Annotated in this window: 11 protein-coding genes; 5 read left to right on the forward strand and 6 right to left on the reverse strand. The window is 31.5% G+C overall.

The features are described from left to right. Positions 1-107: 107 nt before the first annotated feature. Positions 108-2,363 carry a formate C-acetyltransferase gene (pflB, locus tag ACTG3V_RS08490; protein WP_439131730.1) on the reverse strand — a complete coding sequence of 752 codons (2,256 nt, stop codon included), beginning with the start codon at positions 2,361-2,363 and terminating at the stop codon, positions 108-110. A 265-nt stretch (positions 2,364-2,628) separates the two neighbouring features. Between pflB and trhO the strand changes: the two genes are divergently transcribed. After that, complete coding sequence (gene trhO, locus ACTG3V_RS08495; RefSeq protein WP_439131731.1) at positions 2,629-3,660, forward strand: oxygen-dependent tRNA uridine(34) hydroxylase TrhO; 1,032 nt, start codon at positions 2,629-2,631, stop codon at positions 3,658-3,660. A gap of 150 nt (positions 3,661-3,810) precedes the next feature. Here the strand turns inward: trhO and ACTG3V_RS08500 are convergent, their stop codons facing one another. Then, entirely contained in the window at positions 3,811-5,001 is a 1,191-nt protein-coding gene (locus tag ACTG3V_RS08500) for a C40 family peptidase (RefSeq protein ID WP_439131732.1), read from the reverse strand. Positions 5,002-5,096: 95 nt separating this feature from the next. Here ACTG3V_RS08500 and kynU point away from each other — a divergent pair, with 95 nt between their 5' ends. The 4 genes from kynU to ACTG3V_RS08520 all read left to right on the forward strand — a co-directional run bounded on the left by kynU (position 5,097) and on the right by ACTG3V_RS08520 (position 8,815). Further along, entirely contained in the window at positions 5,097-6,356 is a 1,260-nt protein-coding gene (kynU, locus tag ACTG3V_RS08505) for a kynureninase (RefSeq protein ID WP_439131733.1), read from the forward strand. Between the two features lie 2 nt (positions 6,357-6,358). Further along, positions 6,359-6,700, forward strand: a complete 342-nt coding sequence (locus ACTG3V_RS08510) for a hypothetical protein (RefSeq protein ID WP_439131734.1) — start codon at positions 6,359-6,361, stop codon at positions 6,698-6,700. Positions 6,701-6,716: 16 nt separating this feature from the next. Then, positions 6,717-8,141, forward strand: a complete 1,425-nt coding sequence (locus ACTG3V_RS08515) for an FAD-dependent oxidoreductase (RefSeq protein WP_439131735.1) — start codon at positions 6,717-6,719, stop codon at positions 8,139-8,141. A gap of 146 nt (positions 8,142-8,287) precedes the next feature. Continuing rightward, positions 8,288-8,815: a DUF1697 domain-containing protein gene (locus ACTG3V_RS08520; RefSeq protein WP_439131736.1), complete on the forward strand. Its 528-nt coding sequence runs from the start codon at positions 8,288-8,290 to the stop codon at positions 8,813-8,815. A gap of 121 nt (positions 8,816-8,936) precedes the next feature. Here ACTG3V_RS08520 and ACTG3V_RS08525 read toward each other — a convergent pair whose 3' ends face one another. From ACTG3V_RS08525 to sprA, 4 genes are read right to left on the reverse strand one after another with little or no spacing between them, the layout of a single operon-like run. After that, positions 8,937-9,656 carry an energy transducer TonB gene (locus ACTG3V_RS08525; protein ID WP_439131737.1) on the reverse strand — a complete coding sequence of 240 codons (720 nt, stop codon included), beginning with the start codon at positions 9,654-9,656 and terminating at the stop codon, positions 8,937-8,939. A 55-nt stretch (positions 9,657-9,711) separates the two neighbouring features. After that, positions 9,712-10,101 carry a VanZ family protein gene (locus ACTG3V_RS08530; RefSeq protein ID WP_439131738.1) on the reverse strand — a complete coding sequence of 130 codons (390 nt, stop codon included), beginning with the start codon at positions 10,099-10,101 and terminating at the stop codon, positions 9,712-9,714. After that, on the reverse strand, positions 10,067-10,447 hold the full coding sequence (gene gcvH, locus ACTG3V_RS08535) for a glycine cleavage system protein GcvH (protein WP_439131739.1): 381 nt from the start codon (positions 10,445-10,447) through the stop codon (positions 10,067-10,069). The genes ACTG3V_RS08530 and gcvH overlap by 35 nt, the downstream gene beginning before the upstream one ends. A 34-nt stretch (positions 10,448-10,481) precedes the next feature. Next, the gene (gene sprA, locus ACTG3V_RS08540) at positions 10,482-17,720 is read right to left on the reverse strand and encodes a cell surface protein SprA (protein WP_439131740.1); all 7,239 of its coding nucleotides are present in this window, start codon (positions 17,718-17,720) and stop codon (positions 10,482-10,484) included. Positions 17,721-17,724: the final 4 nt, after the last annotated feature.

A 17,724-nucleotide genomic window follows, 5' to 3' on the forward strand; every position in this document is an offset into this window, starting at 1 on the left:
GAAAGGGATTCAAAAAAATACTAAATTTATTTATACTTATTGATAAACACACCCTATAATGAGTAAATTTTATTTTTTGAATCCCTTAAGAAAATACATAAAAAGGACTACATAGACTCGTGGAACGAACGTGAAATAACTTCCATTTGTTGTTCTTTGGTTAATCTTATAAAATTAACGGCATATCCAGAAACTCTAATGGTTAATTGTGGGTGATTTTCTGGGTGTTCCATGGCATCTAATAAAGTTTCTTTGTCTAACACATTTACATTTAAGTGTTGTGCTCCATGATCAAAATAACCGTTTAAAGCCGTTACTAAATTATCTATTCTATCTTCTTTACTAGCTCCTAAAGATTTTGGAACAATAGAGAAGGTGTTAGAGATTCCGTCTTGAGAATCTTTATAATCAATTTTTGCAACAGAGTTTAATGAAGCAATTGCGCCATTGGTATCTCTTCCGTGCATTGGGTTTGCGCCTGGTGCAAAAGGGATTCCTTTTGCTCTACCATCTGGTGTAGCTCCAGTTTTTTTACCGTAAACAACGTTAGAAGTAATGGTTAATACAGACATGGTTGGTTCTGCATTTTTGTACACTTTTAACTTTTTTAATTCGTTGTTAAAGTCTTCTACAGCATTGTGTGCAAAAATATCTGCTCTGTCATCATCATTTCCATATTTAGGGAAATCGCCTTCAATTTTAAAATCTACAGTTAAACCTTCTTCGTTTCTTATTGGTTTTACAGTTGCATATTTTATGGCAGCTAAAGAATCTGCTACAATTGATAAACCTGCAATACCGTAAGCGATATTAATATCTGGATTGGTATCAATTAAAGCCATTTGAGCTTTTTCGTAGTAATATTTATCGTGCATGTAGTGAATGATGTTCATAGCATCATTATAAACTCTGGCAACTTCTGTCATAGCAACTTTAAAGTTTTTCATTACCTTATCAAAGTCTAAAACTTCGCAATTACAAGGCTCGATTCCTTTTACCATTTGCTTACCAGTAATTTCACATCTTCCACCATTTATGGCTAATAATAGCGTTTTTGCTAAGTTAGTTCTAGCTCCAAAAAACTGAATTTGTTTTCCTATTTCTTGGTAAGAAACACAACATGCAATTCCGTAATCGTCAGAACCTCTTAATTCTCTCATTAAATCATCATTTTCAAACTGAATTGATGAGGTGTCAATAGAAACTTTTGCACAGAAATTTTTAAAGTTTTGAGGCAATAATGGAGACCATAATACTGTAATATTTGGTTCTGGTGATGGGCCTAAATTGTATAATGTATTTAAGAAACGGTAGGCAGTTTTGGTAACTTTGGTTCTACCATCGTTTAACATACCACCAATTGCTTCTGTTACCCAAGTTGGGTCTCCAGCAAAAATTTCATCATAAGCAGCCATTCTTAAATGACGTACCATTCTTAGTTTCATCACAAATTGATCAATGTATTCTTGTGCTTCATCTTCTGTGATTTTTCCATTTTCAAGATCTCTTTGGATAAAAATATCTAAGAACGTAGATACATTACCTAAAGACATTGCAGCACCATCTTGTTCTTTTACGGCAGCTAAATATGCCATATATGTCCATTGAACAGCTTCTTGAGCATTTTCAGCAGGACGATTTAGTTCTAATCCATAATGATTACCCATTGTAATCATATCTTTTAAAGCTCTAATTTGTTCAGAAACTTCTTCTCTTAAACGAATTACAGCATCAGACATTGGTCCTTCAATGTTGTTTAAGTCTTCTTTTTTAGTCTCGATTAATTTATCAATTCCATATAAAGCAACACGTCTGTAATCTCCAATAACTCTTCCACGCGCATAATTGTCTGGTAAACCAGTTAAAAATCCTAAAGAACGGAATTTTCTAATTTCTGCATTATAAGCATCAAAAACCCCATCATTATGCGTTTTTACATACTTTGTAAACAATTCGTTGATTTCTTCACTTGGTTTTAAGCCATGTTCTTGTAAGGCTTTTTGAACCACTTTGTAACCACCAAAAGGTTTCATGGCTCTTTTTAACAAACCATCAGTTTGTAAACCAACAATAACCTCGTTTTCTTTATCAATATACCCTGCACCAAAACTAGCAACACCAGAAATGGTTTCTGTATCTACAGAGTGTACACCGTTATTTAACCTTTCTTGTTCCATCCCTTGTTTACAAACTTCCCAAAGTTTTTGAGTTCTTTGTGTTGGGCCAACTAAGAAAGTATCATCTCCTCTATATGGAGTAATGTTTTTAAAAACAAAATCTCTTACGTTAATAGAAGTGTTCCAAACACCTTCGTTAAAATTTTTTTCTTGTGGTTTTTCTAAAATGAGTTCTTCTAATTGCATGACTTTATGTATTTAATGTTTTATGTATTTCTTAATTACAGTTCAAATTTAGGTGAGATAGGTAAAGAAAAACATGATAAAAGTTAGGTTTTGTATTTATTTAAGAAATCGTTTTAGTAATATTTAGGTTGATTTTTAGAAAGTTAAATTTGATTGATTGCTATTTTAAAGATTTACCTACATTTGCAAAAATTATTTATTAATCAACCTGAATTGCACTGAGGTAAACTTTGTGCAAAATTTCAGCTTAAAAAATTGGTATAGCATGCAACTGTACAATAAATTAAGCGCGAAAGAACGTGCTGCATTAATTGATGAGGCTGGTAAAGACAGACTCACGATTTCTTTTTATCAATACCATCAGATAAAAAGCCCTCAAATCCTTAGAGACAAATTATTTTTAGAGTGGAACGCTTTAGATGTTTTAGGTAGAATTTATGTTTCTTACGAAGGCATTAACGCACAATTGTCTGTGCCATCAGAAAACTTATATGCTTTAAAAGATCAATTGGATTCTATTTCTTTTTTAAAAGATATTCGATTAAATATTGCTATTGAGCAAGACAATAAATCTTTTTTAAAACTAAAAGTAAAAGTTAGAAACAAAATTGTAGCAGATGGTTTAAATGACGAAACTTTTGATGTAACTGATAAAGGTGTGCATTTAAATGCAAAACAATTCAACGAAATGTTAGCAAACCCTAATACAGTTTGTGTAGATATGCGTAACCATTACGAAAGTGAAATTGGGCATTTTGATGGTGCTGTAACTCCTGATGTAGATACTTTTAGAGATTCATTAGATATTATTGAAGCAGACTTAAAAGACAATAAAGAAGATAAAAATTTATTGATGTATTGTACTGGCGGAATTCGTTGTGAAAAAGCCTCTGCCTACTACAAACATAAGGGTTTTAAAAATGTTTTTCAGTTAGAAGGTGGTATTATAGAATATACGCGTCAGGTAAATACTGAAGGCATCGAAAATAAATTTATTGGTAAAAATTTTGTATTTGATCACAGAAGAGCAGAAAAAATTTCTGATGATGTAATTGCCAATTGTCATCAATGTGGAAAACCTTGTGATACTCATACCAATTGTGCAAACGAAGGTTGTCATTTGTTATTTATTCAATGTGACGAATGTGCTGAAAAGTTAGAAAATTGTTGTTCTTCTGAATGCCAAGAAGTAATTCATTTGCCTTACGAAAAGCAAAAAGAATTAAGAAAAGGGAAACATGCTAGCAATAAAATTTTTAAAAAGGGCAGAAGTGAAGTGTTGAAGTTTAAGAACTAAGTTGCTAACGATGTTTTATTTTTAAGACGATAAAACACCTTTTTTTATAAAGGGTAATCATCAAGGTTTTTTAATTTTTGATTGGTACAAGATTAGCAAAAAAAGATGAAAATGGAATGTTACTAAAATGAACTTCACCTTTATCAAGTGTTAGTAAAGAATATCTTTTTCTTTAAAATCAACAATTAAATCATCTTTAACCCCTAAATAACGTCTACTTCCTAAATACCTATTTTTATTAAATTCATCATAATTTGGTTCAAAATCATCTATAGAACTGATATGCACATTTCCAGAAGCGTGAATAAATTCTCCTTTTTCATTTCCCAACCAAATGCCTACATGGGTTACTTTTTGCCCTTTATCCGCAGTTGCTTTTTTACCAAAAAAAAGTAAATCCCCCTTTTCTAAACCTTCAAATTTTAAATCGGTATCAATTATTTTTCCGGCTTTAACTTGTTGAGAAGCATCCCTTGGAATAATAAAGCCATTCATAAAATACACCATTTTCGTAAAACCACTACAATCCATCCCTTTGCTAGATGTGCCACCCCATAAATATGGAAAACCAATCATGGATTTTGCAGTTTGCTCAATATTTTTTTGAGATACAACTAAATTTTGCAGCCAAGTAGTATAATAAATTGCTGCATCTTTTTTTACAAAACCTGTTCTTTGATCAGGGTATTCTACTTCAAAGAAATTCGCATCGAAACCTTTAAATTTTAAAATTCCACCTAAAGTTATATCAGAAACTATTGTAGAATTTTCATTTTTTTCTGCATATACATACCCAAAATTATTCGTAAAAATAATTTTTTCAGCTGCGTTCCAATCATCAAAATCACGCTGATTCATTCTTGTAATACCGCCTTTATCTACCCAAGAAATATATTTGTCTGGAGTTTGAACTCTATAAAAATCACCTTTTTTATCCAAAACTTTTAAAGGCATTCCCAATAAACCTTGAGTGCCTAATTCAGCCGAATGTTTCGGTTTGCTTCTAATATTAATTACAGAATTATTAGCAATTGCATATTTTAAAGTGCCCACAGCAGAATCTGGTAAAACCCTAATTTTATTGATGTATTTTATGTAATTGTTACCAAGAATGTTCTTTAATTTAAACATTGGCGACTTATTTGTTGTTACACCTTTAAGCACAACTTTTTCTTCTTGGTAGGTAACGTCTACATCAAATAACGCCACTCTTTGGTCTGGTGTTTCCGTCATTTGCACTAAAGAAACATATTGCTGTATTTTTTTTAATTCTTTGTCTTTGTCATCACAAGAGATGAATAAGAAGAAGCTGAAAATTAAGATGTATGTAAAGGATTTCATTAAATTCATTTTGAGCTAAAATACAAAAATCAAAACTCAAAAGATTGAAATTGAATTAGGATTGTTTTATATTTGGATTAAATCATTTTTTATTGATGAAATACCAAAACACATTAGCTTTTGCGCAACAGTTAGACCAAGAAGATAAACTTGCTTATTTACGAAATCAATATCATATTCCTAAAGATAATGATGGTAATGATTGGTTGTATTTCACAGGAAATTCTTTGGGTTTACAACCAAAATCAACTAAAAAATATATCAATCAAGAATTAGAAGATTGGGCAAATTTGGGTGTAGAAGGTCATTTTGAAGCTAAAAATCCGTGGCTAAATTATCACGAATATTTAACTGATAAAATGGCAAAAATTGTAGGTGCAAAACCACTGGAAACGGTTATAATGAACACCTTAACAACAAATTTACATTTGTTAATGGTGAGTTTTTACAGACCTACCAAAACAAAATATAAAATTGTTATTGAGTCTGATGCATTTCCTTCAGATAGATATGCAGTACAAAGTCAACTAAAATTTCATGGTTTCTCTGAGGATGATATCATAGCATGGAAACCTAGAAAAAATGAAGAGCTATTAAGAATCGAAGATTTAGAAGAAATTATTGCTACAAAAGGTGATGAAATTGCTCTCTTGCTAATTGGAGGCGTCAATTATTATACAGGTCAGTTTTTAGATCTTAAAAAAATTGCAGAAATTGGGCATTCAAAAAACTGTGTAGTTGGTATTGATTTAGCACACGGAGCTGGAAATATTCAACCCAATTTACACGAATCAAATGTAGATTTTGCAGCTTGGTGCACGTATAAATATTTAAATGCTGGCCCAGGAAGTTTAGCAGGAATTTTTGTACACGAAAAACATGCTAAAAATAAAAATTTGCCACGTTTTGCAGGTTGGTGGAATCATAATAAAGCAACTCGTTTTAATATGAGAATGCCTTTTGATGTGATGGAAGGTGCAGAAGGTTGGCAATTATCAAATCCGCCAATACTAACTATGGCAGCCATAAAAGCTTCTTTAGATTTGTTTGATGAAATCGGAATGGATGATTTACGAGAAAAATCAGAAAAATTAACGGGCTTTTTTGAGTTTTTAATTAATGAAATTGGTAGTGAGGATATTAAAATTATCACTCCAAAAAATCCGAAAGAAAGAGGTTGTCAATTATCCATTCAAGTTAAAAATGCAGACAAACGTTTGCATCAAAAATTAACAGAAAACAATATAATTACAGATTGGCGAGAGCCAGATGTTATACGTTGTGCACCTGTACCTATGTATAATTCGTTTATGGATGTTTGGCAAATGGTTGCAGTTTTAAAACGACTGTTATAAAAATGAGTGTTTTTTCTAAAATTACGAAAGGAGAAGAAATTTTGGTAAAATTAAAAACTAGAAGTGATATTGGTTTTTGGCAATACCAAATATTCGGAATTTTAAGTTTGTTTATGGAGAAAGGAAACGATTATTTGGTAATTACAGATAAGCGAATTGTAATGTGTATTAAAGAAGTAGTTAAGGCAAACTTTATGTATAAAGATTTTTCTAAAATAAAAATAAATACTAAAACCGACTTCCTTAGTTTTCTGAATGAAAACAACGAAATACAAAAATTATCGTTGTCTAATTTAAAAATAGAATACGAAGATTATCAATTTTTGAAAAATAAGTTAAATTAGACTAGGGTAATATCATATGATTAACAATAATAACGTATTAATAATAGGAGCAGGGCTTTGCGGATCTCTTTTAGCTTTAAGATTAGCACAAAGAGGCTACAAAGTTGACGTCTACGAAAGCAGACCCGATTTACGAAAAGTAGACATTTCTGCTGGACGATCTATCAATTTAGCATTATCAGACAGAGGATTAAAAGCGTTACGATTATGTGGTATGGAAGAAAAAGCCAGAGAAATTTGCATACCCATGTTTGGTAGATTAATGCATGATAGAGCAGGAAATACGTTTGCATCAAATTATTCAGGAAGAGAAAACGAATATATCAACTCAATTTCTAGAGGCGATTTAAATGCCATTTTGTTAGACGAAGCAGAACAACACGAAAATGTAACCATTCATTTTAATAGTGGATGCAAAAAAGTAGCTATCGAAAATAAAATAGCGTATTTTAAAAATTACGAAACCAATGAACAATTCAAGGTAAAAGCTGATGTAATTTTTGGAACAGATGGTGCAGGTTCGTCATTACGAAAAAGCTACGTTTCAGAACGTAAATTTTTATTCAGTTACTCTCAAAACTATTTAAATCACGGTTATAAAGAGCTAGAAATTCCTGCTGATAAAAACGGAAATCATCAAATAAGCAAACAACATTTACACATTTGGCCAAGAGGCGATTTTATGTTGATTGCATTACCAAATAGAGATGGCAGCTTTACAGTAACTTTATTTTTAAGTTACGATGAAGGCGAATATAATTTTAACTATTTAACATCCGAAGAAAACATTATAGCCTTTTTTGAGAAAGAATTTCCAGATGCTTTGGCTTTAATTCCGAATATAAAAGAAGAGTTTGCTAATAACCCAACAGGTCCTTTAGGCACAATTAAATGTAGCCCTTGGTCCTATCAAGATAAAACGCTTTTAATGGGAGATGCTGCCCATGCTATTGTGCCTTTTTACGGCCAAGGTATGAATGCTTCGTTTGAAGATGTTTTTGTTTTCGATGAAATTTTAAATCATTTTGAAGATTCTCAAGAAACCATAAATTGGGAAATGGTTTTTAAAACATATCACAAAGCACGAAAAAAAGATACAGATGCTATTGCAGATTTAGCGATTGATAATTTTTACGAAATGCGAGATCATGTGGCAAATCCGTTGTTTAAAGAAAAAAGGCAATTGGAAATGAATTTAGAGAAAACATTTCCAAATCAATATTCGTCAAAATATTCTTTAGTCACCTTTAATGAACATATTGGTTATAAAGAAGCTATGGATAAAGGTAGGGCACAAGACAAAGCACTGTTGAATTTAATTGCTGATGATGAGGTGCATACACATTTAGAGATCACCCAAAAAGAATTGAAAGTAATTCTAGAAAAAGTTCTGCAAGAAACTAACGAAATTTTAAAAGAAGATAAAATTGCAGGGTTATAAATTAAAGCGCCATAAAATTATTTGAAGCTATTACCTGCTTTCGGCAGTCGCTCTTTTCAAGGAGCTCCAACAATGCCTCAATCAGGGCTAAACTTGTTAAAAGAAGAATATAACTAAAAGAAACCAATAGAGGGTTTATAAACCATATGAAAAGATATATTGTTTTACTTCGAGGAATCAATGTTTCAGGTAGAAACAAAATTCCCATGGCAGAGTTACGTGCGTTACTTAAGAATTTGAACTTTTACAATGTGCAAACTTACATTCAAAGTGGTAACATTATTTTAGACACAACAGCAACTAAATACACAATTCAAAAAAATATATCAGCAGCCATTTTAAATAGGTTTGGTCATACAGTTGCTGTACTTAGCAGAACAATTACTGAATGGGAATCAGCTATAGAACACTATCCTTTCTCTACCGAAAATGAAAAAATAGTAGCCTTTACATTTTTAGATAAGCCAACAGAAATCCAAAAAATTGAATTAAGTACTACAGGAGAAGACCAATATAGCATTAATGGTGATGTTGTATATCTTTATTGTCCATCAACATTTGCAAAAACCAAACTTTCGAACCATTTATTTGAAAGAAAATTAAAAGTAACAGCAACAACTAGAAATTTAAGAACAACTTTAAAATTGTTAAGCTTAGCGAAAAGTAGTAATTGATTCGTTGTGGTTTATTGTTTATTAATGCTGTAAGCAAAGAAGTTTTACAAAATAGTAGAGCACAAAAAAAAGACGTTTAGCAATATTTCTAAACGTCTTTTTTAATTTTATAGTATTGTTTTTATTCAACAATTAAAGTAAATGGAATACTGTATTTAACACCTACTGGCTTTCCTCTTTGTCTTCCTGGCTTCATTTTAGGTAATTGGTTCATAACACTTACAACCTCACTTTTAATTTTTGGGTGTGGTGCTCTTGCTTGAATATTTACGATATCACCATTTCTATCGATTTTAAAAGCAATAAATACTCTTTTTCTACCTGGTGATAATCCTAATTCGTTAGGTAAATCTGCATCGAATTTTCTAGAAAAATGCTTTTGTACTTTTTCACTAAAACATTTTTTTAATTCATTTTTATCACCTTTACAGCCTGGGAATACTGGCACATCTTCAATAATCATAAAACTTACGTCTTCGATTACTTCTTCTACCTCTTCTACTTCTTCAATTTCTTCTACAACAATAGCCTCAGTCTCATCAGTTTCTGTAGATTCAATTACAGTTTCTTCAATCTCTTTTTCATCTTCCACAACTTCAATTTTTTCTGGAGTTGGTGGTGGTGGAGTTTTTGGCTTTACTGGCTCAACTCTTTCAGTAATGGGAATTTCTTCTTCCATTTCTGCATTCATAGTAACAACACCTAAATCACCATAGGTTTTGTCATAAGTTTTATATTCTATGGCTTTGTAAACAACAAACATCGTAAGAACAAGACCAATCTGAATGAATATTTTACTAAAATTTTCTAAGTTTGATTTTGGATTTTTCTTAATTTCCATCTTAAAGAGTTTTTTATAGGTCGCTAATTTAATTAAATTATTGTGTTAATTACAACTATGAAGATGAATTAACACGATTTTTTTTAAAAAATATGTTAAAAATCAATAAAGCCAATAGCACACCTAGGCTATTTGCTAAAACATCTAAAAGATCTCCTGATCTATAAGCTGTTAAATTTGCTTGTAATATTTCAATAATTATGCCAAAAAATATACACAGTACAACTACAATATATTTTTTTTGAGGTTTTTTATAAAAAGTAAACAACCAAGTAATTGTTAAACTAAAATAGGCAATACCATGATATACTTTGTCTACGTTTTTAATTTCCATACTTGGTACATTAGAAACTTTTATTAAACTTAAGCATAAAATACCTATAGTAATAGCTATTGCAATAATAATTAAATTATTGAGTAATAAGGTTTTTATACGCTTCAGCATCTAGTAAGTTTTCTATTTGTGTGCTGTCAGAGATTTCTATTTTAATCATCCAGCCTTTATTGTAAGGATCTGAATTTACCAATTCTGGTTCATCTTCTAAACCTTCATTAAATTCAATTACCTCACCTGTTAAAGGCATAAATAAATCAGAAACTGTTTTTACAGCTTCTACAGATCCAAAAACTTCACCTTCTTCAACAGTATCATCTAAAGTATCTACATCAACATAAACGATGTCACCTAACTCGCCTTGTGCAAAATCTGTGATACCAACAATAGCAATATTGTCTTCAATTTTAATCCACTCGTGATCTTTTGTATATTTTAATTCTGATGGAATGTTCATTTTTTAATAGTTATTTATGAATTTGAATTTACTTTTAATTTCCGCCTAAATTGTAAACAATGTTCACACCACCATTAATGGCTTGTCTTGGAAACGTGGTTGATATTGCAAATTTAGATGTTTGATGGTTATAATAAAAAGAAGCTGTTAAATTTCTACTTAATATATAATCTGCGGTAAATTTAATAGAAAATAATCGTTGGCCACCACTAATTTGGTTATTATCTTCATCTATATATCTAATTTGTGTTAAATTATCTCTTAGAGAAACATCTGCTCTTAAATTAATATCACCTTTTAAAGTAGTTTTCTTACCTGTAAAACGTGTATTCATTGTTACGTTTTTAAATACATATCCCAAACCAAAAATATACTCAGTACCTGAAATATCAGTTAATGTGCTATTGTTAAAGTTCATAGTTAAGGTTCTGTCTGTTTTCACTTCTCCTCTTAAAGAAAATGAGTTTTTCATTTTCATATCTACCTTTAATAAAGGTGAAAATTCATCAACTAAAGTGGCACTTGCAATTAATCTTTGCGACTCAAAATTACCAGCAGCATTAGTTTCTGATAATGCTGTGCCATCATTATATTGTAAGTTGTTGGTAAAGTTAGAAATGGTATAGGATGATTTATAACCATGAGATACAACAAATGAAGAAAAGTTTTTCTTAAACCATTGCATTTTCATAAATCCACTGTAACGTAAAGTCCAGTTTGGTATTGGAATATTTCTAAACAACCCAGTATTTACTTTAGCAGGGCTTTTGCCAGAATAAGCAGCCATAAAAGCTGGTAATAAAACTTGTTGGCTATTGGCGCCAAAACCTTTTACTGTGCCATCATCATTAATATTTGCAGGATCATTGGTATCAATACCGTTTTCTGATGCTAATCTTTGAGAAATTTCAACTCTAGAATCTTTCATGGTTTGAAACAAAGCGTCACCATCTGTAAATGCTGTTGAAAACATTGAGTGACTGCTACTAAAGTTTCCGGTTTCGAAAGTATCTATGGTGTTGTCTAATAATCCATTAGGATTCGCAATTGGGTCACTAGCAGTAATCACATCTACTTGTTGTGAAATATCTCTAGTTTGTATTTTATTACCTCTAACATCAATATTTAAATCTGTAATGGGCTTTAAAGTAAAGGTGTAATCTAGTTTGTTATAATGTGTTCTACTATATCTTTTGTTAAAATATTCTTCAGATTCTGCCCTAGGGTTTACCAACCAACCATTTACAAGCGCTTTGTTTCTAATATCTACTTGACTACCAAAAGCAAATGCAGTAGGTGCCCCACCTAAGAAACCAACACCTTGATCATAGCCTTGTAAATACTGTCCATTATTTTCGGTGTAACTAATTTTACCTTGTTTAACCGACGTTAAAAGACTCCAAGTAGTTTTTAAAATCTGCTTACCAATTGGTAATTTTTTCTTTGGTCTTATTCTTGATAGATTTTTGCCTTTCGCATTTTTACGTTGGGTTTTGGTTAACAATAATCTTTCAAAACCAATTTTTTTGTAAATCTGATCGAAAGAAAAAGTGGTATTTAAGTTGTGTGTATTTGCATTCTGAATTACGTTACCAATCTGTGCTGCAATGGTTTCATCTTGTGAGGATACCTGCCAATCAAAATCTGCTGTGTAGGCATAATCTGCTTTTATAAATTTTAAGAAAGGAAATTTATCTAAAGGTAATTGGTAGGTGCCGTTTAATTTTTGGTGGTATTGATTTGCTCTACCTGTGTTAAAGAAGTTATCAAAAATTTGCAGTTCTTCGCCACTACCAAAGGCATCATAAATATAATTATTGGTAGCATTAAAATTAAGTTGTATTGATTTTGTTAAATCGAAACCTATAGTATAATCCCAGTCAAATAAAAATCTACGTTGAATTAATTCTGGCTGTTCAGACAGCCCTTCAATTAAATTTCTTGATTGTTGCTCATTATAACTTCTATTGATTCTTGAGTTGATGGCTAATGTAGTCGGAATTGGATTAAAATTAAGGTCTTTTAAAAATTTCCAATATTTACTTCTAAACAAAGAATCGTTCTTTTTAAAAGGCTCAATTGGTTTAGAATCAAAATTAAAATTATATCCAGCAGAAGCCATTACGTTTTCGTTAATAAACTTTTGAATATTGTAATCTCTACGAAATTCTCGATTATGAGAATAAGAAACCGCTAAATTTTCTACATCATAAAATTTAGGTTTTTTGGTTGTGTTTGGGTTTCTATTCTTTTTTACATTGATAAAACTTATGCTTGTTCTTTTGGTATAATCTCTAGAATTATTGATGTTCTCTAAGGCTTGTTCTCTTTGCGGACTTGGATCTTGAGCTTCAAAGAAAGATTTTACCTCACTAAACTCCACATCTTGATATTGACGATCAAATTTCGGGTCAATAAAAGTTTCACCAACACTATAACTCATTGGTATTTGAATTCCCCATTTTTGAGGTGTAAATATTTTAGCTAAGTTAACAGACGTGTTAATATCATACTGCTTGGTTTCGTCTAAAGTACGTTGAGCAACCCTATCTTCTACATTACCAAAACCAATGGTTTGCATACTACCTGAAAGAGAAACATTGGCAACATCAGCAAAATTTGCATCTGCATTAACCACTGCAGCCCAACCAGCTTCGTTATCAAAATCAGAAGAACGTAATTCGTTAAACCAAACTTCACCACTTTTGTTACTAAAACTGGTGTTTTTTACCCCTAAAACAATAGTTCTTAATTGGGCTAGAGTTGGGTTACCTCTTACAGTTACTTTATAAGGCAACTCTCCTTGATCTTTGGCTGTATAAGGTTCATTAATAGGTTCGCCTAAACCATCTCTTTCTAATTTTACCTTTCCTAAGGTTTCTAAAAAGGCATTCAGGTTATTTTCTTCGGGCCAAATTTGTTCAGCTGTATTGCCAGTTTCTGAGACTTTTAAAGGCAATTCTATTTCGTAGTAATTTTCATCTAAATCAGTACCTAAACGAATAATTCCTGACAATTCTTGGTCAGTAACAGGAGCTTCACCTTCTACACTTTGTAAGTGCATAAACATTTGCAAGTTTTTAAAACGTCTTAAATCTACACTAATGTTTTTGTAAATAGCTCTAGTTTTTCCTGGTTCAAGATTAGTAACTTTTAAAGTTACAGATTGTTCATTTTGTAATTGAACCGTGGTTGTACCTTGTAAACGTTCTCTTTCAATACCTGGTGGAGTTTGATACGTTCCGTTATTTTGCTCAATACTTACTACACCTACTTCAAAACCTTCTAGTTCTGCTTGATTTAAATCTCTACTTGGATCGATATCTGGATCTATGGTTCTTAAGTAACGTCTCCAATCTCCACGAACCAAATCTAATTCTCCAAAACGAAGTACAATTGGCATTTTAAAATTGGTCAAATACATTCTTACAAAACGAATGCTATTAAAGTCAGTAATTCCGTTTATAGGTGTTCCATTTCTTATAGGTACTCTAAATTGATACCAAGTGGTTTGTTGTGTATTCCCATTTTCTAGAGTTACAGAAGTTGTTTTTTGATCTACAATAAAATTTTTCCCCTTTTGTAAATCATTTCTATTCATCGAAATTTTGTACTCATAAAAACTTTCAACAGTATTCATGGTTTGGTCTCTGTTGATGTCTTCTACATCTGGATACGTTGTAGATGAAGTAGGATAGGTTTCTGGAGATTGATTTAAAGTAGGTGAGTTTCCTTGCGTATTGTTAAAGTCTTTATACCTTCTTAAAATGGATGCATTGATTGCATCTAAATTACTTCCTCTAAAGAATTGAAAGTTATCAGAAGCAGGGTCGTTCGTAAGGTAGCTAGGTAAAGTTTCTGGTGCTACCCCTAAATTTGTTGCTAAATTTGATAGCTCTTCTGCATCAGTTAAGCCATCAAAACCTAAATCTTGATTGTTTCTAGCCCCATCTTCTTCACTAAAAGCATAAATGATTGAAGGATTTCTGGGTACATCTCCCCAAATCGTTCTGTTTACATTAACATCATTTACTTTTAATCCATCTTCAGGTAAACCGTTTTCAAACATCTTGCGATTGTCTTTTACAATATCTTCAGAAACATTACCTAAATTGATGTATAAATCTCCAACTTGATTCGATATGTTATTTGGATCTACACCAGCAGGCAAACCTTCTTCTGTTGTAATTGAATAATTTTGATACGGATCCATTACCCAAAACTGAATAAATTCTACATTGGCTTGGTCAAAATTATTGGTATTTAATGGTCGCATAATTCCACCCCAATTTTCTTCAGGATTTTTTAAAGTACCATCATCATTAACCTCGTCAGTTTTAATGTTAAAATTATACGAACCTCTCTCTTCTGGAAAATAAGCCAAATCTAAGGTTCTTAGTAAGGTGTTTTGTGTGATGTCAAATTGTTGATTCGGAAATAATTCATTAAAATTAATTTGTCTGGTTTCTGCCCTAGAAAGTTCGTCTGCATTTATACTTGCTGGGGTTTCTCCAAGTCCGTAAAAAATTTGATCTATACTGTACCAAGCTAATTTTGCTCTTTTATCATTATAAGTTAAGCCACTTGCATTACCATTAAATCGATCTGTAATATCATTATATTTTGGTGTACTTGCTTCATACCAATCTAAAGCCGATAATAAACTAATTGGTATTTGTGAAGCCTCAAAATCATCAATATAAGAAGTGGCAGCACCAGCAACATCAATTCCACTTGGTGTACCAGGTAATAAATACGCCATATCTGCTCTTACTGATAAATTAGAAGGTGCGTCTGTATCTACAAAAGGTAATTTATTGGCAAGTTTTGTAAAATACGGTACTTCTGTAGCATAATCGATATTTACCCCAAACATGGTATTGTTTATAGGATCTGAACCAAAATTAACTTTTGGGGTTAATGGTCTTTCCATTACATTTAAAACGGTACCACCAACTACAAAATCGTCAGAAAATTTATGCTCAATATCAACCCCCATAAAGGTTTTTCTTTGTTGATTAAAAACCGCATTATTTTCTGTGGATACATTTATTGGTGTGCCAGAAGCGCGTAAACCAGGATCAATAATTTGCACTCTACCCAGCTGATAATCCACAACATAATCAACCCCCTCAACCAATTGTCTGCCACCTGCAGTAACTCTTACTGATCCTCTTGGTACATTAAATGCGCCAATAGGAATTCCACCTGCACTTTCTGATTTAAAGTACCCTTTTAAAAAGTATTTGTCTTTATTTTGAAAGTTATTTTTAATGTTGATTTTGGTATTTAAATACAATTCTTTGAAGATAAATTTACTATCTACATTTGGATTTAAACCAATGTCATTTGGGTTGTTATCATCTAACACTAAATCATTACCAAAAGGTTCTGGTTCTGGAAAAATTACATATCCGTTTTGAGAATTTACAGTAATGCCCTCTACATAATCAAAAAAACCATCGGAGTTTCTAAATTGACTTTGATCTAATTGGTCTAGTTTAAAAACCTGAATTAAAGGTAAATTAGGAATATCTGGAGTGTCTGCATTTTGCAAAACATTTGATGCAATACCAGTATCATCATCTCTATACTGAATTTCGAAACGAAAACCATCTTGTGTTAAAGGAAAAGCACCAAGTGCATAAATGTTTTTCATCATTAAACGCCATGTAGGAAAAGATTCTTTCTCTAAAGTAACAGGGTTTTCGCGAACGGTTTGTAAAATTTCTGAACGTAATAATTTTACAGCTAAATTTTGTGGTGCTTGAATACCATCATTAGAAAATTCACCGACTTTAAATGATTTTTGTGTGCTGCCATTAACGGTACCTGCAACTGTGTATTCGTATGCAACTGCTAAAACTTCGCCATCATTTAATCTTCTATTTAAAGAAATATAACCTAATTGCGAGTTTAAACGATATTCATTTGGGCTTAATTTTCTTGCATTTTCTAAAATAGAGTAGTCTGTACCTGATGCCATTGAGAGTCCGTTTAAAGTAGATTCTACAGTAGAAACATCTCTAATGCCAGTTAAAATACTTTCATCAGAAAGGTTATTTGCATCATTATGAGGTAAAAATAGTTGTTGCCCACTGGCATTTATACTAATAGGTGTTTTAGGAGTTACAGCACCAGCATCATCAACTAAATTTCTATAAAAGTTATTACTATCATTTGGATTATTCGTTTCACCAATATCAGCAAAAGCAACAATACTTCTAAAATCTTCGGTAGTTGCATTTCTGTTGGTTATCCAAACTTCAATTCGTGTAATGTTTACCTGACTGCTAATTAATGGGTATTGCTTTAAAGAATTGGCATAATTATCAATAAAAAATTGCGATAAGAAAAAGTGCCTATCATTATCGTAATCAGTAGTTCTTAATTCAAACTCTTCGATAGAAGCACCTGCCTCTGCAACCACTGTTTTGCTTTCGGAATTTTGTTGCGAAAAAACTGCAGTTACATTGGTATTACCAAATTGTAATTTTGCTTTTACCCCAAATAAACTCTGTGCACCATTAATTAATGAGTTTTTAATAGGCATTGCAACATTACCAGCTTCAATACCTTGTAAAATGTCATCTTCTGTAGGTGTGTAGTCAATTTTTATTAAATTTTGAAAATCAAATGTAGACTGTGTATCGTAATTTGCGCTAAACTCAAGGCGTTCCCCAACTTTTGCACGTAGGCTTGCATTAATTTGTTGATCAAAATCAAAAACCAAACTACTTCTATTTTCTTCAGAAATTTGTGGATTTTCGGTATTTTGATAAATAAAACCAAGTTTTAAATTTAAACTTCCTGTTGGAGTTACTTTAATCGTATTACCACCAAAAATCGTTTCAAAAAATTTAGAGTTTACATAATATTCTGGAAGTAAATCTCTTTGGGCAGCTGCAGCTCCTTTCTTTTTGCTATTTGTTGCGCTTACTTTATCTTTAAAATATTGCAACATATCTCGTTTTAAACGATATTTTGCATATTCTTTAGGTGTTAAAAAAATAGGTGTTTTGGTATAGTAATCGCCTATTTTTTCTATGATTACATATTTGTTTAAGGCTTTGTCGAAAATTACTTCTTTTTTAGCCAAATCATCTAAGAATAAACCTCCTTTTTGGGTATTTTTAAAATCGTATTTTAAATCTAAAGTATCTTTTTTAACTACAGTAGAATCTTTACTTTTTGTGGTTTGAGCCGATAAAGAAGCATTTACTGAAATCGTAACAAGAAATACTAAGACTATTTTTTTTGATAATCTAAACAATTGA

It is taken from the genome of Polaribacter sp., from assembly GCF_965660385.1.
GTDB lineage: Bacteria > Bacteroidota > Bacteroidia > Flavobacteriales > Flavobacteriaceae > Polaribacter.